At 71.9% G+C, this 19,249-nt stretch carries 16 protein-coding genes; 6 read left to right on the forward strand and 10 right to left on the reverse strand.

The features are described from left to right. The 7 genes from LN251_RS04805 to rsmH form a co-directional block, all read right to left on the reverse strand. Positions 1–978: hypothetical protein (locus tag LN251_RS04805; RefSeq protein ID WP_458244127.1), on the reverse strand; the 978-nt coding region annotated here is incomplete at its 3' end. Beyond that, positions 978–1,238 carry a hypothetical protein gene (locus tag LN251_RS04810; RefSeq protein WP_458243267.1) on the reverse strand — a complete coding sequence of 87 codons (261 nt, stop codon included), beginning with the start codon at positions 1,236–1,238 and terminating at the stop codon, positions 978–980. The genes LN251_RS04810 and LN251_RS04805, both read right to left, overlap by 1 nt. After that, positions 1,235–2,641: a UDP-N-acetylmuramoyl-tripeptide--D-alanyl-D-alanine ligase gene (locus LN251_RS04815; RefSeq protein WP_458243223.1), complete on the reverse strand. Its 1,407-nt coding sequence runs from the start codon at positions 2,639–2,641 to the stop codon at positions 1,235–1,237. The genes LN251_RS04810 and LN251_RS04815 overlap by 4 nt, the downstream gene beginning before the upstream one ends. A 4-nt stretch (positions 2,642–2,645) precedes the next feature. Further along, positions 2,646–4,301 (reverse strand): UDP-N-acetylmuramoyl-L-alanyl-D-glutamate--2,6-diaminopimelate ligase, encoded by a 1,656-nt coding sequence (locus tag LN251_RS04820; RefSeq protein WP_458243224.1) that lies wholly within the window; start codon positions 4,299–4,301, stop codon positions 2,646–2,648. A 26-nt stretch (positions 4,302–4,327) separates the two neighbouring features. Next, complete coding sequence (locus tag LN251_RS04825) at positions 4,328–6,280, reverse strand: peptidoglycan D,D-transpeptidase FtsI family protein (RefSeq protein ID WP_458243225.1); 1,953 nt, start codon at positions 6,278–6,280, stop codon at positions 4,328–4,330. 5 nt (positions 6,281–6,285) lie between these two features. Then, complete coding sequence (locus tag LN251_RS04830) at positions 6,286–6,783, reverse strand: hypothetical protein (protein WP_458243226.1); 498 nt, start codon at positions 6,781–6,783, stop codon at positions 6,286–6,288. 42 nt (positions 6,784–6,825) lie between these two features. Beyond that, positions 6,826–7,785 carry a 16S rRNA (cytosine(1402)-N(4))-methyltransferase RsmH gene (gene rsmH / locus LN251_RS04835; RefSeq protein ID WP_383679248.1) on the reverse strand — a complete coding sequence of 320 codons (960 nt, stop codon included), beginning with the start codon at positions 7,783–7,785 and terminating at the stop codon, positions 6,826–6,828. Between the two features lie 355 nt (positions 7,786–8,140). On the opposite strand from rsmH, the gene LN251_RS04840 reads away from it, so the two are divergent. The 4 genes from LN251_RS04840 (at position 8,141) to LN251_RS04855 (ending at position 13,923) form a co-directional block, all read left to right on the forward strand. After that, positions 8,141–8,749, forward strand: coding sequence for a beta-class carbonic anhydrase (locus tag LN251_RS04840; RefSeq protein ID WP_458243227.1), 609 nt, complete (start codon positions 8,141–8,143; stop codon positions 8,747–8,749). Between the two features lie 238 nt (positions 8,750–8,987). Further along, positions 8,988–10,025: an AAA family ATPase gene (locus LN251_RS04845; RefSeq protein ID WP_383679254.1), complete on the forward strand. Its 1,038-nt coding sequence runs from the start codon at positions 8,988–8,990 to the stop codon at positions 10,023–10,025. Beyond that, complete coding sequence (locus LN251_RS04850; RefSeq protein WP_458243228.1) at positions 10,025–11,422, forward strand: DUF58 domain-containing protein; 1,398 nt, start codon at positions 10,025–10,027, stop codon at positions 11,420–11,422. Before LN251_RS04845 ends, LN251_RS04850 begins: the two co-directional genes overlap by 1 nt. After that, a complete protein-coding gene (locus LN251_RS04855; protein ID WP_458243268.1) occupies positions 11,419–13,923 on the forward strand; it encodes a transglutaminase TgpA family protein in 2,505 nt (834 codons plus the stop codon). The genes LN251_RS04850 and LN251_RS04855 overlap by 4 nt, the downstream gene beginning before the upstream one ends. Positions 13,924–14,015: 92 nt before the next feature. Here LN251_RS04855 and LN251_RS04860 read toward each other — a convergent pair whose 3' ends face one another. The 3 genes from LN251_RS04860 to LN251_RS04870 form a co-directional block, all read right to left on the reverse strand. Next, positions 14,016–14,408, reverse strand: a complete 393-nt coding sequence (locus tag LN251_RS04860) for a DUF3040 domain-containing protein (protein WP_058925830.1) — start codon at positions 14,406–14,408, stop codon at positions 14,016–14,018. Positions 14,409–14,684: 276 nt separating this feature from the next. Next, entirely contained in the window at positions 14,685–15,455 is a 771-nt protein-coding gene (locus LN251_RS04865; protein WP_458243269.1) for a methyltransferase, read from the reverse strand. A gap of 244 nt (positions 15,456–15,699) precedes the next feature. Further along, entirely contained in the window at positions 15,700–16,266 is a 567-nt protein-coding gene (locus LN251_RS04870) for an SAV_6107 family HEPN domain-containing protein (protein WP_458243270.1), read from the reverse strand. A gap of 171 nt (positions 16,267–16,437) precedes the next feature. Between LN251_RS04870 and LN251_RS04875 the strand changes: the two genes are divergently transcribed. Together LN251_RS04875 and LN251_RS04880 are read left to right on the forward strand one after the other, a co-directional pair. After that, positions 16,438–17,175 (forward strand): ATP-binding cassette domain-containing protein, encoded by a 738-nt coding sequence (locus LN251_RS04875; RefSeq protein ID WP_458243271.1) that lies wholly within the window; start codon positions 16,438–16,440, stop codon positions 17,173–17,175. Beyond that, positions 17,147–19,231 carry a YhgE/Pip family protein gene (locus tag LN251_RS04880; RefSeq protein ID WP_458243272.1) on the forward strand — a complete coding sequence of 695 codons (2,085 nt, stop codon included), beginning with the start codon at positions 17,147–17,149 and terminating at the stop codon, positions 19,229–19,231. The genes LN251_RS04875 and LN251_RS04880 overlap by 29 nt, the downstream gene beginning before the upstream one ends. The last annotated feature ends 18 nt before the right edge of the window (positions 19,232–19,249 follow it).

Here is a 19,249-nt window from a genome sequence, read left to right on the forward strand (position 1 = left end):
CCGAAGCGCGTGCGTCGTCCGCCGTCTGTTGACGACCGTGCACGATCGCGCCGCGCGCGTGCAGCACCGTGGCCGCCGGGTATGCCGGAGACGCCGAGCCCGGCGACGGGTGACGTGCTTGCCCTGGAACTCCGAGGATCCTTCAGGCCACCGAGGAGTCACTTTCGCTTGCCCATTCCCCGCGAGAAGAGGCCCAGTCCGGACGATGACGCAATTGCCCTGGATGATCCAGAAGCGGACCACGACCAGGGACCTCGACCAGCCCTTGAGTTTCGAAGTGGTGCGGCAGGGGCGCCATCCGGAATGACGCGCTTGCGGTGAGGCCGAAGGAGCCGACTGGATGACGACCGACTCATGTGATGAGGACGAACAGACCGCCCATTGGATGCAACCAGCAGCTCCGTGCGGGATCAGATGGCCAGGACCGGTCAGGACCAACCGCCGAGGGCGATGCGAACCGGTTCGCCTATGAAGATCTTGGCCGGCGAGGTGTTCCACCACAGGAAGCCGAGACAGGGCGCCCATCAGCGCGGAGGCGATGACCGCGAGGTCCAGCGGGTCGCGCACCTCGTAGCAGGCGCCCGGGTTGGTGAGGGTCTGCGCGTTGGCGCAGGACTCCTGGAACTGCCAGACGCCGATGAAGGTGTAGGCACCGAAGACGAGCACGGAGGCGCCGGTGGCCAGGCCGTCCAGACCGTCCGTCAGGTTCACGCCGTTCGACATCGCGAGGATCATGAACAGCGCCCAGACCACGAACAGCACCGGCCGATGGTCCAGCCGAAGTCCGTGATGAACGACAGCTTGGTGGACGCCGGGGTGTTGCCGCGGGCGTCGGAGAACTGCAGCGCGAGCACCGCGAAGCTGATGCCGACGATGAGCTGGCCGGCCATCTTCGCCTTGGCCCGCAGGCCCAGCGAAACGCCGCTTGACGATCTTGATGTAGTCGTCCAGGAAGCCGACCAGACCCATGCCGCACATCAGGCCGAGCACCAACAGCCCGAGTAGGTGGGCGGCTGACCGGTGATCACCTTGGACAGGAAGTAGGCGGCGACGGTGGCCAGGATGAAGGCGATACCGCCCATCGTCGGCGTACCGCGCTTGCTGGCGTGCTCGCGCGGGCCGTCGTCACGGATGTACTGGCCGTAGCCCTTGCGCGCCAGCAGCTTGATCAGCAGCGGGGTGCCGACCAGCGTCAGAAAGAGACCGATGACGCCCGAGAACAGGATCTGCTTCATCATCGGGCATCAGCCCCACCCGCGGCACCGGTCTCGAGCAGCGCCTGCGCCACGCTCTCGAGCCCCACCGACCGGGACGCCTTCACGAGCACGACGTCCCCCGGGCGCAACTCGCTGCGCAACAGGTCGATCGCCGCCTGTGCGTCGGACACGTGCACCGACTCCTCACCCCACGAACCCTCGTTATATGCGCCCAGTTGCAGCCAGGACGCTTCCCTGCCCCCGACCGCGACGAGCTTGCCGACATTGAGCCGGACGGCGAGCCGTCCGACCGCGTCGTGCTCGGCGAGCGCCTCGTCCCCGAGCTCGGCCATCTTGCCGAGCACCGCCCAGGTCCGGCGTCCTTTGCCCATGGCCGCGAGCGCGCGCAGGGCGGCTCGCATGGACTCGGGGTTCGCGTTGTAGGCGTCGTTGACGATGGTCACGCCGTCCGGTCGCTCGGTGACCTCCATACGCCAGCGGGAGAGGGAGTCCGCCTCGGAGAGCGCGGTGGCGATCTCTTCCGCGGACATGCCCAGCTCATGGGCGACGGCGGCCGCGGCGAGCGCGTTCGACACGTGGTGCTCACCGTACAGGCGCATGGTCACGTCGCTTGCACCGGAGGGTGTGTGGAGCCTGAACGCGGGCTGTCCCGTGTCCGTGAGTCGCACGTTCTCGGCGCGTACGTCCGCTTCGTCGCTCTCACCGAAGAAGACCACCCTGGCCTTCGTGCGGGACGCCATGGCCCGTACGAAGGGGTCGTCCGCGTTGAGGATCGCGGCGCCGTCCTCCGGCAGGGCCTCCACGAGTTCGCCCTTGGCCTGCGCGATCTGCTCGCGTCCGCCGAACTCCCCGATGTGGGCGCTGCCGACGTTGAGCACGAGGCCGATCCGCGGCGGGGTCAGCTCGGTGAGGTAGCGGATGTGGCCGATGCCGCGGGCGCCCATCTCCAGCACGAGGAACTTCGTCTCCTCGGTGGCGGACAGGGCGGTGAGCGGCAGGCCGATCTCGTTGTTGAGCGAGCCGGGCGTGAACACCGTCGGCGCCTTGCGCTGGAGGACCTGGGCGATCAGGTCCTTGGTGCTGGTCTTGCCCGCCGAGCCGGTGAGGGCCACGAGGGTCGCGCCGAGCCGTCGTACGACATGCCGCGCGAGGGCGCCGAGGGCGCTCTGGACGTCGTCGACGACGATCGCGGGGACGCCGACGGGCCGGGACGCGAGGACGGCGACCGCGCCCGCCTCCACGACCTGCCGGGCGTAGTCGTGGCCGTCGACGCGTTCGCCGACGAAGGCGACGAACAGGCTGCCGGGCTCCACCTGGCGGGAGTCCCGGACGACCGGAGCGGTGACCTGGACGGCCGGATCCGGTATGTCGTGCGTCTGCCCGCCGACGACTTCTGCGATCTCGGCGAGAGAGAGGGCGATCACAAGTTCATCCCTGGGTCTGCTGGATGGCTTCTCGAAGCACCTGGCGGTCGTCGAAGGGACGGACCACACCGGCGATGTCCTGGCCCTGCTCGTGGCCCTTGCCCGCGACGAGCACGGTGTCACCGGGCTGCGCGCGGGCGACGGCTGCGGCGATCGCGGCGGCCCGGTCCTCGAAGACCTGCACCTCACCGCGTTCGTGTGCTGGTACGGACGCGGCGCCCTCGAGCATGGTTGCAAGGATGGCGAGGGGGTCCTCGGAGCGGGGGTTGTCGGAGGTCAGTACGGCGGTGTCGGCGAGGCGGGCCGCGGCGGCGCCCATCGGCGCCCGCTTGGTCTTGTCGCGGTCGCCGCCGCAGCCGAGCACGACGTGCAGCCTGCCCTCGGTGACCTTGCGCAGGGCGCGCAGGACCGATTCGACGGCGTCCGTCTTGTGGGCGTAGTCGACGACCGCGAGATACGGCTGTCCGGCGTCCACGCGCTCCAGCCGGCCCGGCACGCCCGGCACGGCGGCGATGCCGTCGGCGGCGGCCTGCGGGTCGAGGCCGGCCGCGGCGAGGGCGGCGATCGCGGCGAGGGTGTTGGCCACGTTGAACCCGCCCGGCAGGGGCGAGGTGGCCTCGATCCGCTCGCCCGCGGGGCCGACGACGGTGAACGTCGAGTCCATCGGGCCGATCCGGACGTCCTCGGCCCGCCAGTCGGCGTCCGGGTGGCCCTCGGCGGAGTAGGTGACGACCGGGACGGTGGCCTCCCTGGTCAGCCGGCGGCCGTACTCGTCGTCGACGTTGACCACGCCGAGCCTGCTGCGGCGGGGCGTGAACAGCTGCGCCTTGGCCCGGAAGTAGTCCTCCATGTCGGAGTGGAACTCCATGTGTTCCGGGCTGAGGTTGGTGAACACGCCGATGTCGAAGACGCAGCCGTCGACCCGGCCGAGGACCAGCGCGTGGCTGGAGACCTCCATGGCGACCGCCTCGACCCCGCGCTCGCGCATCACGGCGAACAGGGCCTGCAGGTCGGTGGCTTCGGGGGTGGTGCGCTCGGACTTGATGCGCTCGTCGCCGATGCGCGTCTCCACCGTGCCGATCAGGCCGGTGTTGTTCTTGGTCTTCAGACCACCCTCGACGAGGTAGGCGGTGGTGGTCTTGCCGGAGGTGCCGGTGATGCCGATCTGGAGCAGGTCCCGGCCCGGGTGGCCGTAGATCGTCGCCGCCAGCTCGCCCATCAGGGCCCGCGGGTCGTCGACGGTCAGGACCGGCAGGCCCGTGGCGGCGGCGCGCTCGGCTCCGGTCGGGTCCGTGAGCACCGCGACCGCGCCGAGGCCCGCGGCCTGGGTCACGAAGTCGGCGCCGTGCAGGCGGGCGCCCGGCAGGGCGGCGTACAGGTCGCCGGGGCGGACGGCACGCGAGTCATGGGTGATGCCCGTGACCTCGGCGGTGCTCTGCGGCGCGGCGGCACCCAGCTGATCGGCGAGTTCCGTCAGTGGTGTGGCGGAGACCTGAACCGGTCGTGGCGGCCCCGGGTATGTCACGGAAACGCCCTTCTGGGTGGTTTGGGACTGATCAGCGTGTGGCACGGCGGTGAGCGTACCGGGCGTACCCGCCTGCGGGCGAAGCGAGGGGCGGGGGGTGTCCGGCTTGCCGGAGTCGGGAGTGATCATGGTCACGGAGCGTTCCTGACTGGTTGCGCTGATCAGGGAGTGAAGGTGACGGGCAGGCGCGCGGGCTGGGCGCCCGTGGGCGGGACCTGGAGGGTCTTCAGTGCGAACTCCATCACCTCCTTGAAGATGGGGCCGCAGATCTGGCCGCCGAAGTAGTTGCCCTTGGTGGCGTTCTGGATGGCGCAGTAGACGGTCACGCGCGGGTTGTCCGCAGGGGCGAAGCCGGCGAACGAGGACGTGTATCCGCGGTACTTGCCGGTGGCCGGATCCACGCGGTTGGCCGTACCCGTCTTGCCCGCCACCCGGTAGCCGGGGATGCGCGCCTTGGCGCCCGTTCCCTCCTGGTCGTCCACGACCGACTCCAGCATCTGGGCGAGCGTCTTCGCCGTCTTCGCGCTCACGACCCTTGTCTTCCGGGGCTTCGCGGCCGGTACGAACCGTCCGTCGGGTCCCTTGGTGCCGCGTACGAGGGTGGGGGCGACGCGGACGCCGCCGTTGGCGATCGTCGAGTAGACCGACGCCGCCTGAAGCGCGTTGAGCGACATGCCCTGGCCGAAAGGAATCGTGTACTGCTGCGAGGTCGACCACTTGTCGGGCGGGGCGAGGATGCCCTTGGTCTCGCCGGGGAAGTCCAGTCCGCTGTAGTTGCCGAGGCCGAAGCCGCGCAGGTACTTGTAGAGGACCCTGTTGGCCTCGGCCTGCGTCTTGCCGAGCTGGCCGGTGGCCAGGATGGTGCCGATGTTGCTGGACTTGGCGAGGACGCCGTTGAGCGTGAGGTCCCAGGTCTTGTGGTCGATGTCGTCCTTGAAGAGGCGGTCGCCGCGGTGCAGCCGGTTGGGCACGACGACGTGCGTCAGCGGCGTGGCCACGTTCTCCTGCAGCACGGCGGCCATCGACATGATCTTGGCGGTGGAGCCGGGCTCGTAGGCGTCCTCGACGGCCCAGTTGTGCAGGGCGTTCGGGTTCGCCTTGGACAGGTCGTTGGGGTCGAAGCCGGGCGAGTTGGCCATCGCGAGGATCTCGCCGGTGCGGGTGTCCTGCACTATCACGTAACCGCGGTCCGCCCCGGACTTCTTCACCTGCTCGCTGATGGCGCTCTGGGCCGCCCACTGGATGTCGCGGTCGATGGTGAGCTCGACGTCGCTGCCGGGCACGGCGGGGGTCTCCGTGGAGCCCGCGGTGGGGACCAGCCGTCCGCCGGACTGGGCGTAGCGGATCTTGCCGTCCTTGCCGGACATTTCCTTGTTGAGCTCCTGCTCGATGCCGCCGCCGCCCTTGCCGTCGGCGTTGACCCAGCCCAGTATCCCGGCGGCGAGGGCGCCGTTGGGGTAGACCCGCTTGCTGCTGGGGGTGGAGAGGACGCCGGCCAGCACGTCGGCGGTGTCCGACTTCTTCGCCAGCGCGGCCTTCAGGTCCTTGATCTGCGTCCACACCTGCGGCGTCTGCCGCTGGGCGAGCAGGGTGTAGCGCAGCGCCTTGTTCTTCGGCCGGAGCTTGTTGACCAGGGTGTCCTGGTCCACGCCGAGGATGGGCGCGAGCAGCGCGGCCGCCTGCTCGGGACCGTCGTCGATCTTCAGCTGCTCGCGGGTGAACATCGTGGGGTCGGCGGTGATGTCGTAGGCGTCCACGCTGGTCGCGAGCGCCACGCCGGCACGGTCGGTGATGCCGCCGCGCTCGGCGGGCAGGACCTGGCCGACGTAGCGGTTCTGGTCGGCCTGGGCGGCGTAGGTGCTCGCGTCCACGGCCTGGACCTGCAACAGCCGTACGACGAAGGCGATCAGGACGAGGGCGAGGGCCAGGCCGACCAAGCGCAGCCGGGGACGGGGGCTGCCCAGGCGCAGCGGCTTGGGGGCGGCCGGGCGGGCCGGTGCGGGGCGGCGGGCCGCCGGGCGGGCGCCGGGGCCCGGGCGCTGCCGGCCGGCGGCGGGGCGGACGGGACGCGCGGGGCCGGGCACGCGGCGGCGCGGCGGTTCCCTGTCGGACACTTCCGTCACCTGCCGGGGGTCGTGGGGGTCAGGGAGGCCGTGGGGGTGCCGGCCTGCGGGACGGTGTCGGCGGGCGACTGGGCGACGGCCTCCGGCGGGCGCAGGACCAGCGGGATCTGGGCGGCGGACCGCTGGGCGGCGGCCGAGGGGACGCCCTTGACCTTGCCGTCGGGGCCGAGGAAGGCGGGGTCGCCGCCGGGGACCATGCCGAGCTCCCTGGCGCGGCGCTGGAGGGCGTCGGGCGCGGAGTAGGCGTCGATGTCCCGCTGGAGCGCCTGTTCCTCGTCGGTGAGGTTCTTGGTGTCCCTCTGCAGGTCGTCCTGCTTGAACGAGCCCTCGCTGAGCGCGGAGTTCAGCACCAGCAGCCCGATCAGACCGCCGCCGAGGAGAAGCACGACGAGGAGCACGAAGGGCGTGCGGGCCGCCTGCCCGGAGCTTCCCGGGCCGGGGAAGAGCCGGGCGAGACGAGCGGCCCGCCCCCTCAGTTCGGGTTTCCTACTCACTCGGCCTCCAGTGAGTACGGTTTCCCAACTCACTCACGCCCCTCATTGTTCGGCGTCCTCCCTGATGCGCTCGGCCCCGCGCAGCCGCGCCGGTGCCGCACGCCGGTTCTCGGCGACCTCTTCCTCGGTGGGAAGTTCGGCACCGCGCGTGAGCAGCTTGAGCCGGGGCTGGTACCGCTCGGGGACCACCGGCAGCCCGGGCGGCGCGGTGGTGGCCGCACCGGCCGCGAAGACCTGCTTGACCAGCCGGTCCTCCAGCGAGTGGTACGACAGCACGGCGATCCGCCCGCCGACGGCGAGCGCCTTCACCGCGGCCGGGATCGCCCGTTCCAGCACGGACAGCTCACCGTTGACCTCGATCCGCAGGGCCTGGAAGGTCCGCTTGGCCGGGTTGCCGCCGGTGCGCTTGGCGGCCTGCGGCAGGGCGTCCCGGATGAGCTCGACGAGCCGTGCGCTGTTGTCGAACGGCTCCTTCTCGCGCTCGCGCACGATGGCGGACACGATCCGCTTGGCCTGCTTCTCCTCGCCGTACGCGCGCAGAATCCGGACGAGTTCGCCGGGCGGGTAGGTGTTGAGGACCTCGGCGGCGCTGATGCCGGTCGTCTGGTCCATGCGCATGTCGAGGGGGGCGTCCTGGGCGTAGGCGAAGCCGCGGCCGGCCTCGTCGAGCTGCATGGAGGAGACGCCGAGATCGAACAGCACGCCCTGCACGCGCGCGATGCCGAGCCGGTCCAGCACGCCGGGCAGTTCGTCGTAGACGGCGTGCACCAGGGTGGCGCGCTCGCCGAAGGGCGCGAGCCGCTCGCCGGACAGGCGCAGCGCTTCCTTGTCGCGGTCGAGGGCGACGAGCCGGGCCTCCGGGAAGCGCCGCAGAAGAGCCTCGCTGTGACCGCCGAGTCCGAGGGTGCAGTCGACGACCACCGCTCCCGGCCGCTCCAGCGCGGGCGCCAGCAGGTCCAGGCACCGCTGGAGCATCACCGGGACGTGTCGACTCTCGCTCAAGGGGCCCTCTCAGATCCGGCTGGGCGATACGCACCGCCGGGTCCCCGCCCGCTCGTGAAGGGGAGGCCTGCCGGCGCCGGAAGCGTCAGCCGGCCGTGAGCGGGAGGAGGCCGAGCCGTACGTACGCGCCGCGCACGTGGGGAGAGCCCGGAAAATCGCCGGGTCTCCGGGATGTCAGTCCAGCAGGGAGAGCCTCGCCTCCCGCTTCGCGTCACTTTAGTCCACGGTGTCTCGCGGTCAATCAACCGGCCTGCGCGTCGCGCCCCGAGGTGCATGTGAAGCGGCATATCGGGGAAAATCACCCGTACGGCTTTCCGCCCGCCACCTGTGTGGGTTACCTCACACGAGGACCGTGATGACGCTCTTTTCCCTCTCCCACCCGCAGACCAGATCGGCGGTGACCAGTAACGTCATGAGTATGACGACTTCCGCATCCGTTTCCACCGAAACCGAAGGCGCCATACGAGGCGGCACGGTCACCGACCGCCTGGTCGAGGCGAACGAACACTACGCCGAGGCGTTCACCGACCCCGGGATGGACGCCCGTCCCGTGCTGCACGTGGCGGTCGTGGCCTGCATGGACGCCCGTATCGACCTGCACAAGGCGCTGGGTCTGCAGCTCGGCGACTGCCACACGATCCGCAACGCCGGCGGCGTGGTCACCGACGACGTGATCCGCTCCCTCACCATCAGCCAGCGCAAGCTCGGCACCCGCAGCATCGTCCTCATCCACCACACCGGCTGCGGCATGGAGACGATCACCGAGGACTTCCGCACCGAGCTGGAGGAGGAGGTCGGCCAGCGCCCCGCCTGGGCGGCGGAGGCCTTCGCCGACGTCGACCAGGACGTCCGCCAGTCCATGCAGCGGGTGCGCACCTCGCCGTTCCTGCTGCACACCGACGACGTGCGCGGCTTCGTCTTCGACGTGAGGACCGGCCTGCTGCGCGAGATCGACCCTGCGTGATCGGTCCCCGGCCCTTCTCGTTCCTCGCGCAACGCGCGCATGCTGGAGCCCAAGCACCGTAAAACCCGACATATCGCGGCCACTTGTCCACAGTCGAGTGACACGAATCGGTAACGGCAGCAAGAATGCGGGGTGTGGCGCCGCGCGGGACGTTTCCCGCGTGGTGTCCGTGATTCGGGGTGGGCCGGGGCGAGCAGCTGAGCATCGGCCCATGAAAGAACGGGCCGAGGAGGGCCGGGTGACGACCTATGACGATCGAGCGAGCCTTAGTGATCTGACTGCCACTGTGGAGCGCGTCCGCAGTTCGGTGGAAGGAGTGATCGAGGGCAAGCCCGAGGTCGTACGGCTTTCGCTGACCGTACTGCTCGCCGAGGGACATCTTCTGATCGAGGACGTCCCCGGCGTGGGCAAGACCATGCTCGCCAAGGCACTGGCGAGGTCCATCGACTGTTCCGTGCGGCGCATCCAGTTCACCCCGGACCTGCTGCCCTCGGACATCACGGGCGTGTCGATCTGGGACCAGCAGCGCCGCGACTTCGAGTTCAAGCCCGGAGCGATCTTCGCGCAGATCGTGATCGGCGACGAGATCAACCGCGCCTCGCCCAAGACCCAGTCCGCGCTGCTGGAGTCCATGGAGGAGCGCCAGGTCACCATCGACGGGCAGACCTACGAGCTGCCGAGCCCCTTCATGGTGGTGGCCACGCAGAACCCGGTGGAGATGGAGGGCACCTACCCGCTGCCCGAGGCCCAGCGCGACCGTTTCATGGCCCGCGTCTCGGTCGGCTACCCGAGCGTGGAGGCCGAGCTGCAGATGCTCGACGTGCACGGCGGCGTGTCCCCCCTGGAGGACCTGCAGCCGGTCGCGCACGCGCACGACATGGTCAAGCTGATCGAGGCGGTCCGCTCGGTGCACGTCGCCGAAACGGTCCGGCGCTACGCGGTCGACCTGGTCACGGCCACCCGTACCCACCCCGACCTCAGACTCGGCGCCTCCCCGCGCGCCACGCTGCACCTGCTGCGCGCGGCGAAGGCCTCCGCGGCCCTGAGCGGCCGGGAGTACGCCCTGCCGGACGACATCCAGGCGCTCGCCGTCGCCGTCCTGGCCCACCGGCTGCTGCCCACCGCGCAGGCCCAGCTCAACCGCCGCACCTCCGAGCAGGTCGTCCAGGAGATCCTGCAGCGCACGCCGGTGCCCGCGACGCCGCAGCAGGGCGGCTTCGGCGGCCTCGGGCGCGGCACGCCGGCCTACGGCCAGCAGCCGCCGCGGAGGCTGTGATGACCACCGGGGCGGGCGGGCCCGCGGACGCCGACCGCGGTGAGAAGGGCGGCATCCGCACCGCCCTGGCGGGTCTGACCACCCGCGGACGCTCCTTCCTGGCGGCCGGCATCGCGGCCGCGATCTGCGCCTACGTGCTCGGCCAGAGCGACCTGCTGCGGGTCGGCCTGCTGCTCGCCGCGCTGCCCCTGGTCTGCGCGGTCTTCCTCTACCGCACGCGCTACCGGGTGGCCGGCAGCCGCCGGCTCTCCCCCGCGCGCGTGCCCGCCGGCAGCGAGGCCCGCGTCCATCTGCGGATGGACAACGTCTCCCGGCTGCCCACGGGCCTGCTGATGCTCCAGGACCGGGTGCCCTACGTCCTCGGCCCGCGCCCGCGCTTCGTGCTGGACCGCGTCGAGCCGGGCGGCCGCCGCGAGGTCTCTTACCGCGTCCGCTCCGACCTGCGCGGCCGCTATCCCCTGGGCCCGCTCCAGCTGCGCCTGACCGACCCGTTCGGCATGTGCGAGCTGACCCGCTCCTTCTCCTCGTACGACACCCTGACGGTGATCCCGCGCGTGGAGGCGCTGCCTCCGGTGCGCCTCAGCGGGGAGTCCAAGGGGTACGGCGACGGGCGGCAGCGCTCGCTCGCACTGGCAGGCGAGGACGACGTCATCCCGCGCGGCTACCGCTACGGCGACGATCTGCGCCGGGTGCACTGGCGCTCCACCGCCCGCTACGGCGAGCTGATGGTGCGCCGGGAGGAGCAGCCGCAGCGCGCCCGGTGCACGGTGCTGCTGGACACCCGAGGCATCGGCTTCCGGGGCGCGGGCCCCGACTCGGCCTTCGAGTGGGCCGTCTCGGGCGCGGCGTCCGTCCTGGTCCACATGCTGGAACGGGGCTTCTCGGTACGGCTGTTGACCGACACGGGCAACTCGGTGCCCGGCGAGGGCGCCGACGGGTTCGCGGGGGCGAGCCAGGAGACCGCCGACGCGGCCGGGCTGATGATGGACACCCTCGCGGTCGTCGACCACTCGGACGGCGCGGGCCTGTCCCGGGCGTACGACGTACTGCGCGGCGGCAACGAGGGGCTGCTGGTGGCCTTCTTCGGCGACCTCGACGAGGAACAGGCCACGATCGCCGCCAAGATGCGCCAGCGCAGCGGGGGTGCGCTGGCCTTCCTGCTGGACGGTGACACGTGGGTGCGGGAACCCACCGATGTGCCCGGGCCGATGAACCGGCGTGCGGAGCGGCTGCGGATGCTGCGGGAGGCGGGCTGGACGGCCCTGAGCGTGCCGCGCGGCACCGCGCTGAGCGAGCTGTGGCGGCAGGCGGACCGCGAGCGCGCGGGCCTGGGCGTGGCCGCGGCCAACGCGGCGACCGCTGCGAACGCGGCCGATGCTGAGGGGGCGGGCTCATGAGCGGGCGGGCACGACTGGCACTGTGCGCCTGGGCGGCCACGCTGATGGCGTCCTGCGCCCTGCTGCCTCTGGTGACGCCCGCCACCTGGATCCTGCAGGCGGCCCTCATGCTAGGCGTGCAGAGCGGTGTGGGCGCGGCGACCCGGCGGGTGCCGCTGGCGCGGCCGCTGACGGTGGCGGCGCAGGCGCTCGTCACCCTGCTGATGCTCACCCTCGTCTTCTCCCGGCAGCAGGCGTTCCTCGGGATCGTCCCCGGCCCCGAGGCCTTCCGGCACTTCGCCGATCTGCTGCAGCAGGGCGGCGACGACATCGCGCGGTACGCGATACCGGCGCCGCTGGAGTCGCACGGCATCCGGCTGATGCTGCTCGGCGGTGTCATGATCATCGGGCTCGCGGTGGACACCCTGGCGGTGACCTTCCGCAGCGCGGCCCCCGCCGGGCTGCCGCTGCTCGCGCTGTACTCCGTCGCCGCCGGGCTGTCCGACGGCGGCACCGACTGGCTGTGGTTCCTGGTGGCGGCGGCCGGCTATCTGATGCTGCTCCTCGCGGAGGGCCGGGACCGGCTGTCGCAGTGGGGGCGGGTGTTCGGCGGGGCGCCGCGCACCCCGGGCGGGGAACCGGGCGCGGTGGCGCCGGTCCGTACCGGGCGGCGCATCGGGGTGCTCGCCCTCGGGCTCGCTCTCGTGGTGCCGGCCGTCCTGCCGTCGATGAGCGGCGGTCTGCTGGACGGCGCCGGGACGGGCGTGGGCGCCGGCAACGGCAGCGGGGGCACGATCTCCGCGGTCAACCCCCTGGTCTCGCTGCGCGACAGCCTGAACGTGGACGAGGACCGCCAGGTCCTGTCCCTGAAGACCAACGGCGACGTCGCCGACCTGTACCTGCGGATCGTGTCCCTGGACGACTTCGACGGCAGCACCTGGAAGCCGTCCAAGCGGCACGTCACCGGCGTGCCGGACAAGCTCCCCACCCCGACGGGCCTCGGCCCGGACGTCAAGCGCGCGGAGATCGAGACCCGTGTCTCGGCGGCCGACTGGTACGCCCAGGACTGGCTGCCGATGCCCTACCCGCCCAGCGGTGTGCAGGTCGGCGGCAAGTGGCGCTACGAACCGGTGGGCATGACGCTCGTCGGCGACCACGGCGAGACCACCCGGGGCAAGACGTACCTGGTCAAGAGCCTCGACGTGCAGCCGACGGCGGAGCAGCTGGCCGACGCGCCGGAGCCGCCCAAGGCGCTGAAGGACGAGTACACCCAGCTGCCGAAGTCGCTGCCCGACGTGGTGCGGACGACCGCCCGCAAGGTCACCGAGGGCTCGACGAGCCACTACGAACAGGCGGTCAAGCTCCAGGACTGGTTCGCGGTCAACGGCGGCTTCCAGTACAGCACCCAGGTGCAGGTCGGCACCGGCTCGCAGGCGATAGCGAAGTTCCTGAAGGACAAGGAGGGCTTCTGCGTCCACTTCTCCTTCGCGATGGCGGCGATGGCCCGCAGCCTGGGCATCCCGGCCCGGGTCGCGGTCGGCTTCGCGCCCGGCACCCCGCAGTCGGACCGTTCGGTGTCGGTGGGCCTGAAGGACGCCCACGCCTGGCCCGAGCTGTACTTCGAGGGCGTGGGCTGGACCCGCTTCGAGCCGACCCCCAACCGGGGTGTGACGCCCTCCTACACCCAGTCGGACACGCCGGGCAGCAGCCTTCCGGATCTGCCGCGGACCTCGCAGTCGGCGGGAGCGTCCGTGTCCGCGGCGCCGTCGGCGACCACGAGCTGCGGGGTGCAGCAGAAGAAGCTCCAGGAATGCGGCAACGCCCTTCCGGCGGACACGGCCATCCCCGGTGGCGGCGGTCCGGCCTGGTACGAGATCGCTGGGTGGACGCTGCTCGGTCTGCTCGCGCTCGTCGTGCCGCTGCTGCCCATGCTGTGGCGCATCCGCCGGCGCACGGTGCGGCTCGCCTCGGCCCAGCACTCGGCGTCCGGCACGGTGTCGGCCCGCGGCCGCGACGAGCGGGCGGCGGACGGCCTCGCTCCCGGTGAGGTCACGCTGACGGGCGCCTCGACGACGGTCGAGGCGGAGGCGCGGTACGCCGCCGAGATGGCCGCCGGGCATGTGCTGGCCGTCTGGCGCGAGCTCACCGACACGGCCTGGGACTACGGCATCGTGCCGGACGACGCCCTGACGCCGCGGAAGGCGGCGGCGCGGATCGTACGGCTCGGGGAGCTGGAACCGGCGGCCGCGGAGTCGGTGCACCGGGTGGCGAGCGCGGTGGAGCAGGTCCTGTTCGCGCCGCGGCCGCACGCCGCTCCAGGGCTGGCCGACGACGTCCGCGGGCTGCGGACGGCGCTGCGGGCACGGGCGAGCCGGACGACCCGGGTGCGTGCGGTGCTGGCGCCGCGGTCGGCGGTCCGCGCGCTCTGGGACGCCTCGGACCGCTGGAACGCCTTCAAGAGCCGCACGGCGGAACGCTTGACCGCACTGGTCCGCCGCCCGTCGGGCCAGCAGAGCGGCTGACGGGCGGCGCAGGCGGTGAGGGGCCGCCGCCGCGCATACGTGAAGGGGTGACCACCCGGTGGGTGGTCACCCCTTCATCGTTATGGGGAGCGCTAGTGGCCCTGCTCGTCGCGGCGCCGCTGCCAGCGCTCTTCGATGCGGTCCATCATGGAGCGCTTCGGCCGTCCCTGGCGACGCGCGTGCGGGGCGCCCGCGGCGGGCTGTTCACCCGGCTTGGGAGCCTTGCGCCAGCCGGTCACGGCCAGAACCGCACAGCCCAGCATGACGAGGAAACCCACCACGCTGAGCCAGACCTGCTTGGCGACCATTCCAGCCATGAGGAGCGCGATACCCACGAGGAAGCCCGCGACCGCCTGGTAGACCCGCCGCCGGGTGTACGTACGCAGCCCGCTTCCCTCGAGCGCCGACGCGAACTTGGGATCTTCGGCGTACAGCGCTCGCTCCATCTGCTCGAGCATGCGCTGCTCGTGCTCCGAGAGCGGCACGGAGTCCTCCTCATCGTGCAGTCGCCGGGGCGACCCGGGGGTCCCTTCAGGATAGGCAGGGAATCGCCCCCGTGAAACCCGCCCCTCTGCGCCAATTGGCCAACCGGATTCCGTCATCGACGTCCCGGCTCGTTGAATCTTCCATTCCCCAGCGGCCGACCCGTCATGCCGGGTGATCTGCCTCGATCATACGGCCCCGAGCCCCCGAACGGGGGGCCTGTGGCGTACTCCATGCGCCGCCAACGCGCTGATCAGCGGCGCGCCCCGGGAGGAGGCTCAGGCCCCGTCGGCCCCTCGCGTCTCACCGAACACATGAAGCTGGGTGGCCACGGAGTGGAACGCCGGGAGTTCGGCCGCCGCCTCCTCCAGCTTCAGCAGCGCCTCCAGGGCACCGGGCTCGGTGTCGACGAGCACGCCCGGGACGAGATCGGCGAAGACCCGCACGCCGTGCACGGCGCCGACCCTGAGGCCCGCGCCCTCGACGAGCGCGGTGAGCTGCTCGGCGGTGAACCGGCGCGGCACGGGGTCGCCCTCGCCCCACCGGCCGTTCGGGTCGCCGAGCGCCTGCCGGGCCTCCTTGAAGTGCCCCGCGAGGGCCCGCGCGAGCACGGCGCCGCCGAGGCCGGCCGCGAGCAGGCTGAGGACGCCCTCGGAGCGCAGGGCGGCGACCGCGTTGCGCAGGCCCTCCGCCGGGTCGTCGACGTACTCCAGGACGCCGTGGCACAGCACCACGTCGTGGCTGCCGCGCTCGACCACGTCGAAGAGGCCGTGCGCGTCGCCCTGCACACCCCGCACCCGGTCGGCGACGCCGGCCTCGGCGGCGCGGCGCTCCAGCGCGAACAGCGCGTTCGGGCTGGGGTCGACGACGGTGACGCGGTGGCCGAGGCGGGCCAGGGGCACCGCGAAGTTGCCGCTGCCGCCTCCGGTGTCGAGGACGTCCAGCGCGTCGCGGCCCGTGGCCTTGATCCGCCGGTCGAGGGCGTCCTGGAGGACTTCCCAGACCACGGCGGTACGGAGAGAGGCGCGAGGTCGTAGCGGGTCCGACACGGCAGTTGACTCCTCGGCGCGGCACCGCCTGTTGCACGGCGGAGCGAACGGGCTGCCTTCCCGGCCCGGGGGTCGCGGCGGGAAGACTTCAGGCGTTCTCCACCCTATTGCCTCGGACGCCCTGCCTGGTCACCGTGCGGCGTGCCCTGCGGAACGTTTCGTACGGCGCCCTCGATCGCCCCGCATCGGGCCCTTCGCGTCGGGCCCTTCGCGTCGGTATCTCGCGTCGGTCGCACCGGGGCGGTCAGCCCGTGTCGGGGAAGTCCCGGCCGGTGTCCGGGTCCGCCTCGGGGTGGTCGGCGTCCTGGCGGGGCTGGGGCAGGACCGGCTGGAGGACGAGCATCCGCTCGACGAGGCGCAGGAACATCGCCACGTCGCGTATGAGGTCGTCGGCGTCCCGGCGGGTGGCCGCGCCCTGGATGCCGGCCTCGGCCCGGGCGCGGCGCCGGGCCCCGGAGGCGAACAGCGCGCTCCACTCGGCGAGTTCGGGCGCGATCTCGGGGAGCACTTCCCAAGCGCTCCGGATGCGGGCCCGGCGCCTCGGGGTGAGCTCCGGGCGGCCTCGCGCGGCGAGGACCGCGGCGGCCGTGCGCAGGGCGGCGAGGTGGGCCGTGGCGTAGCGCTCGTTGGGCGTCTCGAGGACCGCCGCCTCGTCCAGTCCGGCGCGGGCCTGGGCGAGCAGGTCGAGGGCGGCGGGCGGGGCGGCGGCCCGGCGGAGCACCGGGTGCACGTCGCTGGCCGGTCCGGTCAGTGAGGGGGCAGGGCCGGTGGCGCGGCGCCGACGGGCGGCTGCTGCGTGGTAACTGGCCATGACGAACCTCCTGTCGTCTGCGTGACGGCATGCCCACATACGGGATGCCGTATGTGCCCATCGTGGGGTATGGCACTGACAATCCGTTCCGACCTGGGCTTTTGCTTCGATCGAAAGTTCGGAGTAGTTTTTGCACTGACCAGTCAGTTCAATTGCAGTACACATCGAGGGATGGGGGGAACCGTGCCCGGAATCGGTGTCACGGCCCGCGGACTCGGGCTCAAGGGCCCGCGCGGCTGGGCCTTCCGCGACATCACGTTCGACGCGGAGCCCGGCACGCTGATCGCGATCGAGGGCCCGTCCGGGTCCGGCCGCACCTGCCTGCTGCTGGCACTCACGGGCCGGATGAGGTCCACCGAAGGAGTGGCCACGGTCGGCGAGTGCAAACTGCCCAAGCACCTGGCGGCCGTCCGGCGCGTCGCGGCGGTGGCCAACGTCGCCGGGGTGACCGACCTCGACCCGGCCCTGACCGTCGGCGAGCACCTGCGCGAACGGGCCCTGCTGCAGCGCCGGTTCGGCGACTCGCTGCGGGAGCTGCTGCGCCCGCGCGCCGAGCGCCTGCTGGAGGCGCGGCTGCGGATCGACGCCGCCCTCGCGGCCGCCGGCCTGGACACGGAGACGCTGCCCAAGGGCTCGCGCACCGCCGTACGCGACCTGGAGCGGCTCGAGGCGCTGCGCCTGTCCGTCGCCCTCGCCCTCATCGGCGGCCCGCGGCTGCTGGGGGTCGACGACACGGACCTCAAGCTCTCGGACGCCGAACAGGCCGAGGTCTGGGCGCTGCTGGGGTCCGTGGCCCGGGCCGGGACCACGGTGCTGGCCGTCTGCAGCCAGGCCCCGCGGGACATCGTGACCGTGAGCACGTCGGGGAAGGAGAAGGCCGATGCGCTCGCCGAGACTGGCCGCTCTTGAGCTGCGGCGCTTCGGCAGGGGGAAACTGCCGCGCGCCGCGCTCGTCGCCCTGCTGGTGCTGCCGCTGCTCTACGGCGCCCTGTACCTGTGGTCGTTCTGGGACCCCTACGGCCGCCTCGACCGCATCCCGGTGGCGCTCGTGAACGACGACAAGGGGGCCACCGCCGACGGCAGGCGGATCACCGCGGGCGACGATCTGACGAAGGGGCTGCGCGACAGCGAGGTCTTCGACTGGCACGAGGTGAGCGACGCGCAGGCACGCGCGGGCGTGGAGAACGGCACCTACTACCTGTCGCTGACCATGCCGGCCGACTTCAGCCGGCGGATCGCCTCCAGCGCGGGCGACTCCCCCGAGACGGGCGCGCTCCGGGTGCGCACGAACGACGCCAACAACTACATCGTCGGGCAGATCTCCAAGACGGTCTTCAACGAGGTCCGCACGGCCGCGTCCACGAAGGCCTCGCGCTCGTTCCTGGACCGGATCTTCATCTCCTTCTCCGACATTCACGGCAAGACCGTGCAGGCCGCGAAGGGCGCCGACCAGCTCCACGGGGGCATCGGGAAGGCGAAGAAGGGCTCCAAGGACCTCGCCGACGGGCTGAAGGACGCCGAGGGCGGCAGCGGGAAGCTGGTCAAGGGGCTGACGAAGCTCCACAAGGGCGCCGGTGACCTGGCGGACGGCTCGCGGCAGGTCGCGGCCGGCACGCAGACGCTCGCGGACAAGGTGAACGCGGTCGACAAGAAGGTGGGCCCGTTCCTGAAGGGCAACGAGAAGACCATCGGGGACACCGCCCGCCTGGTGGCCCACTCCGCCCAGGGCATCCGCGACAACCTCGACGTCCTGGTGCGCACGGCCCCGGCCGCCGCCAAGGGCGCCCACACCGCCTCCGACGCGCTCGACGCCGTCTACCGGGCGCGCTGCGAGGACCCCGTGCTGCCCGATCCGGCGTGCTCCGACCTGAAGAAGGCCAAGGTCGCCGCCGCCGACGTGGCGACGATCGCCGACGACCTCAACACGCTGATCGACGACCAGGACGGCGACCTGAAAAAGCTCGACGCCAACCTCGCCACCCTCCAGAAGCAGGCTCAGGCGCTCGCCGACCGCGCGCCGCACCTGTCGGAGGACCTCACCGACGCCGTGGCCAAGATCAACAAGCTGAACGAGGGCGCCGGGAAGGTCGCCGCGGGCGCGAAGAAGCTGAACCAGGGGCTCGGTACGGCGGCCTCCGGAGCCTCGGCCCTGGACAAGGGCATCGGACAGCTCGAGACCGGCGCGCAGACCCTCAACGGCGGCATGTACAAGCTCGCCGACGGCTCCGGGAAGCTCGCGGGCGGCCTGCACGACGGTGCGGGCAAAATCCCCGACTACGACAAGAAGGACCGCGATCAGCGCACCGGGGTGATGGCCGACCCGGTCGGGCTGGTCTCCAAGGACCTGCACAAGGCGCCCAACTACGGCACCGGGTTCGCCCCGTACTTCATCCCGCTCTCGCTGTGGGTGGGCGCGATGGTGGCGTACATGCTGATCGCGCCGATGAACCGGCGCGCGCTCGGCACGGGCGCCCCGGCCTGGCGGATAGCGCTGGCCGGCTGGCTGCCGGTGGTGGCCGTCGGTGTCCTGCAGACGGTGGCCCTGATGTCCGTCCTGCACTGGGCGATCGGCCTGGAGATGGCCCGGGCGGCCGGCACGGTGGCCTTCCTGTTCCTGGTGACGGCGTGCTTCGCGGCGATCGTTCAGTGGCTGAACGCGCGCTTCGGGGCGGCGGGCCGGATCCTGGTGCTCGCCCTGCTGATGCTGCAGCTGACGTCCGCGGGCGGCACTTATCCGGTGCAGACCAGCCCCTGGTTCTTCAACGCGATCCATCCCTTCCTGCCGATGAGCTACATCGTGGAGGCCCTGCGCAGGCTCATCACGGGCGGCGGTCTGGTGCCCGTGTGGCACGCGTGCGTGGTGCTCCTCGCCTTCACGGCCGGCTCCCTCGCGCTGACCGCGCTGTCGGCGCGCCGCCGGCAGGTGTGGACGCTGGACCGGCTGCACCCGGAGCTGACCCTGTGATCCCGAAGAAGGCCCTGC

The organism is Streptomyces sp. MAI_2237, from assembly GCF_054189285.1.

Bases quoted from the DNA above. Each gene is read 5' to 3' on its own strand.
- LN251_RS04810 (WP_458243267.1), bottom strand. From the start codon at position 1,238: ATGATGAAGCAGATCCTGTTCTCGGGCGTCATCGGTCTCTTTCTGACG.
- LN251_RS04840 (WP_458243227.1), top strand. From the start codon at position 8,141: ATGACGCTCTTTTCCCTCTCCCACCCGCAGACCAGATCGGCGGTGACC.
- LN251_RS04850 (WP_458243228.1), top strand. From the start codon at position 10,025: ATGACCACCGGGGCGGGCGGGCCCGCGGACGCCGACCGCGGTGAGAAG.
- LN251_RS04855 (WP_458243268.1), top strand. From the start codon at position 11,419: ATGAGCGGGCGGGCACGACTGGCACTGTGCGCCTGGGCGGCCACGCTG.
- LN251_RS04870 (WP_458243270.1), bottom strand. From the start codon at position 16,266: ATGGCCAGTTACCACGCAGCAGCCGCCCGTCGGCGCCGCGCCACCGGC.
- LN251_RS04875 (WP_458243271.1), top strand. From the start codon at position 16,438: ATGGGGGGAACCGTGCCCGGAATCGGTGTCACGGCCCGCGGACTCGGG.
- LN251_RS04880 (WP_458243272.1), top strand. From the start codon at position 17,147: ATGCGCTCGCCGAGACTGGCCGCTCTTGAGCTGCGGCGCTTCGGCAGG.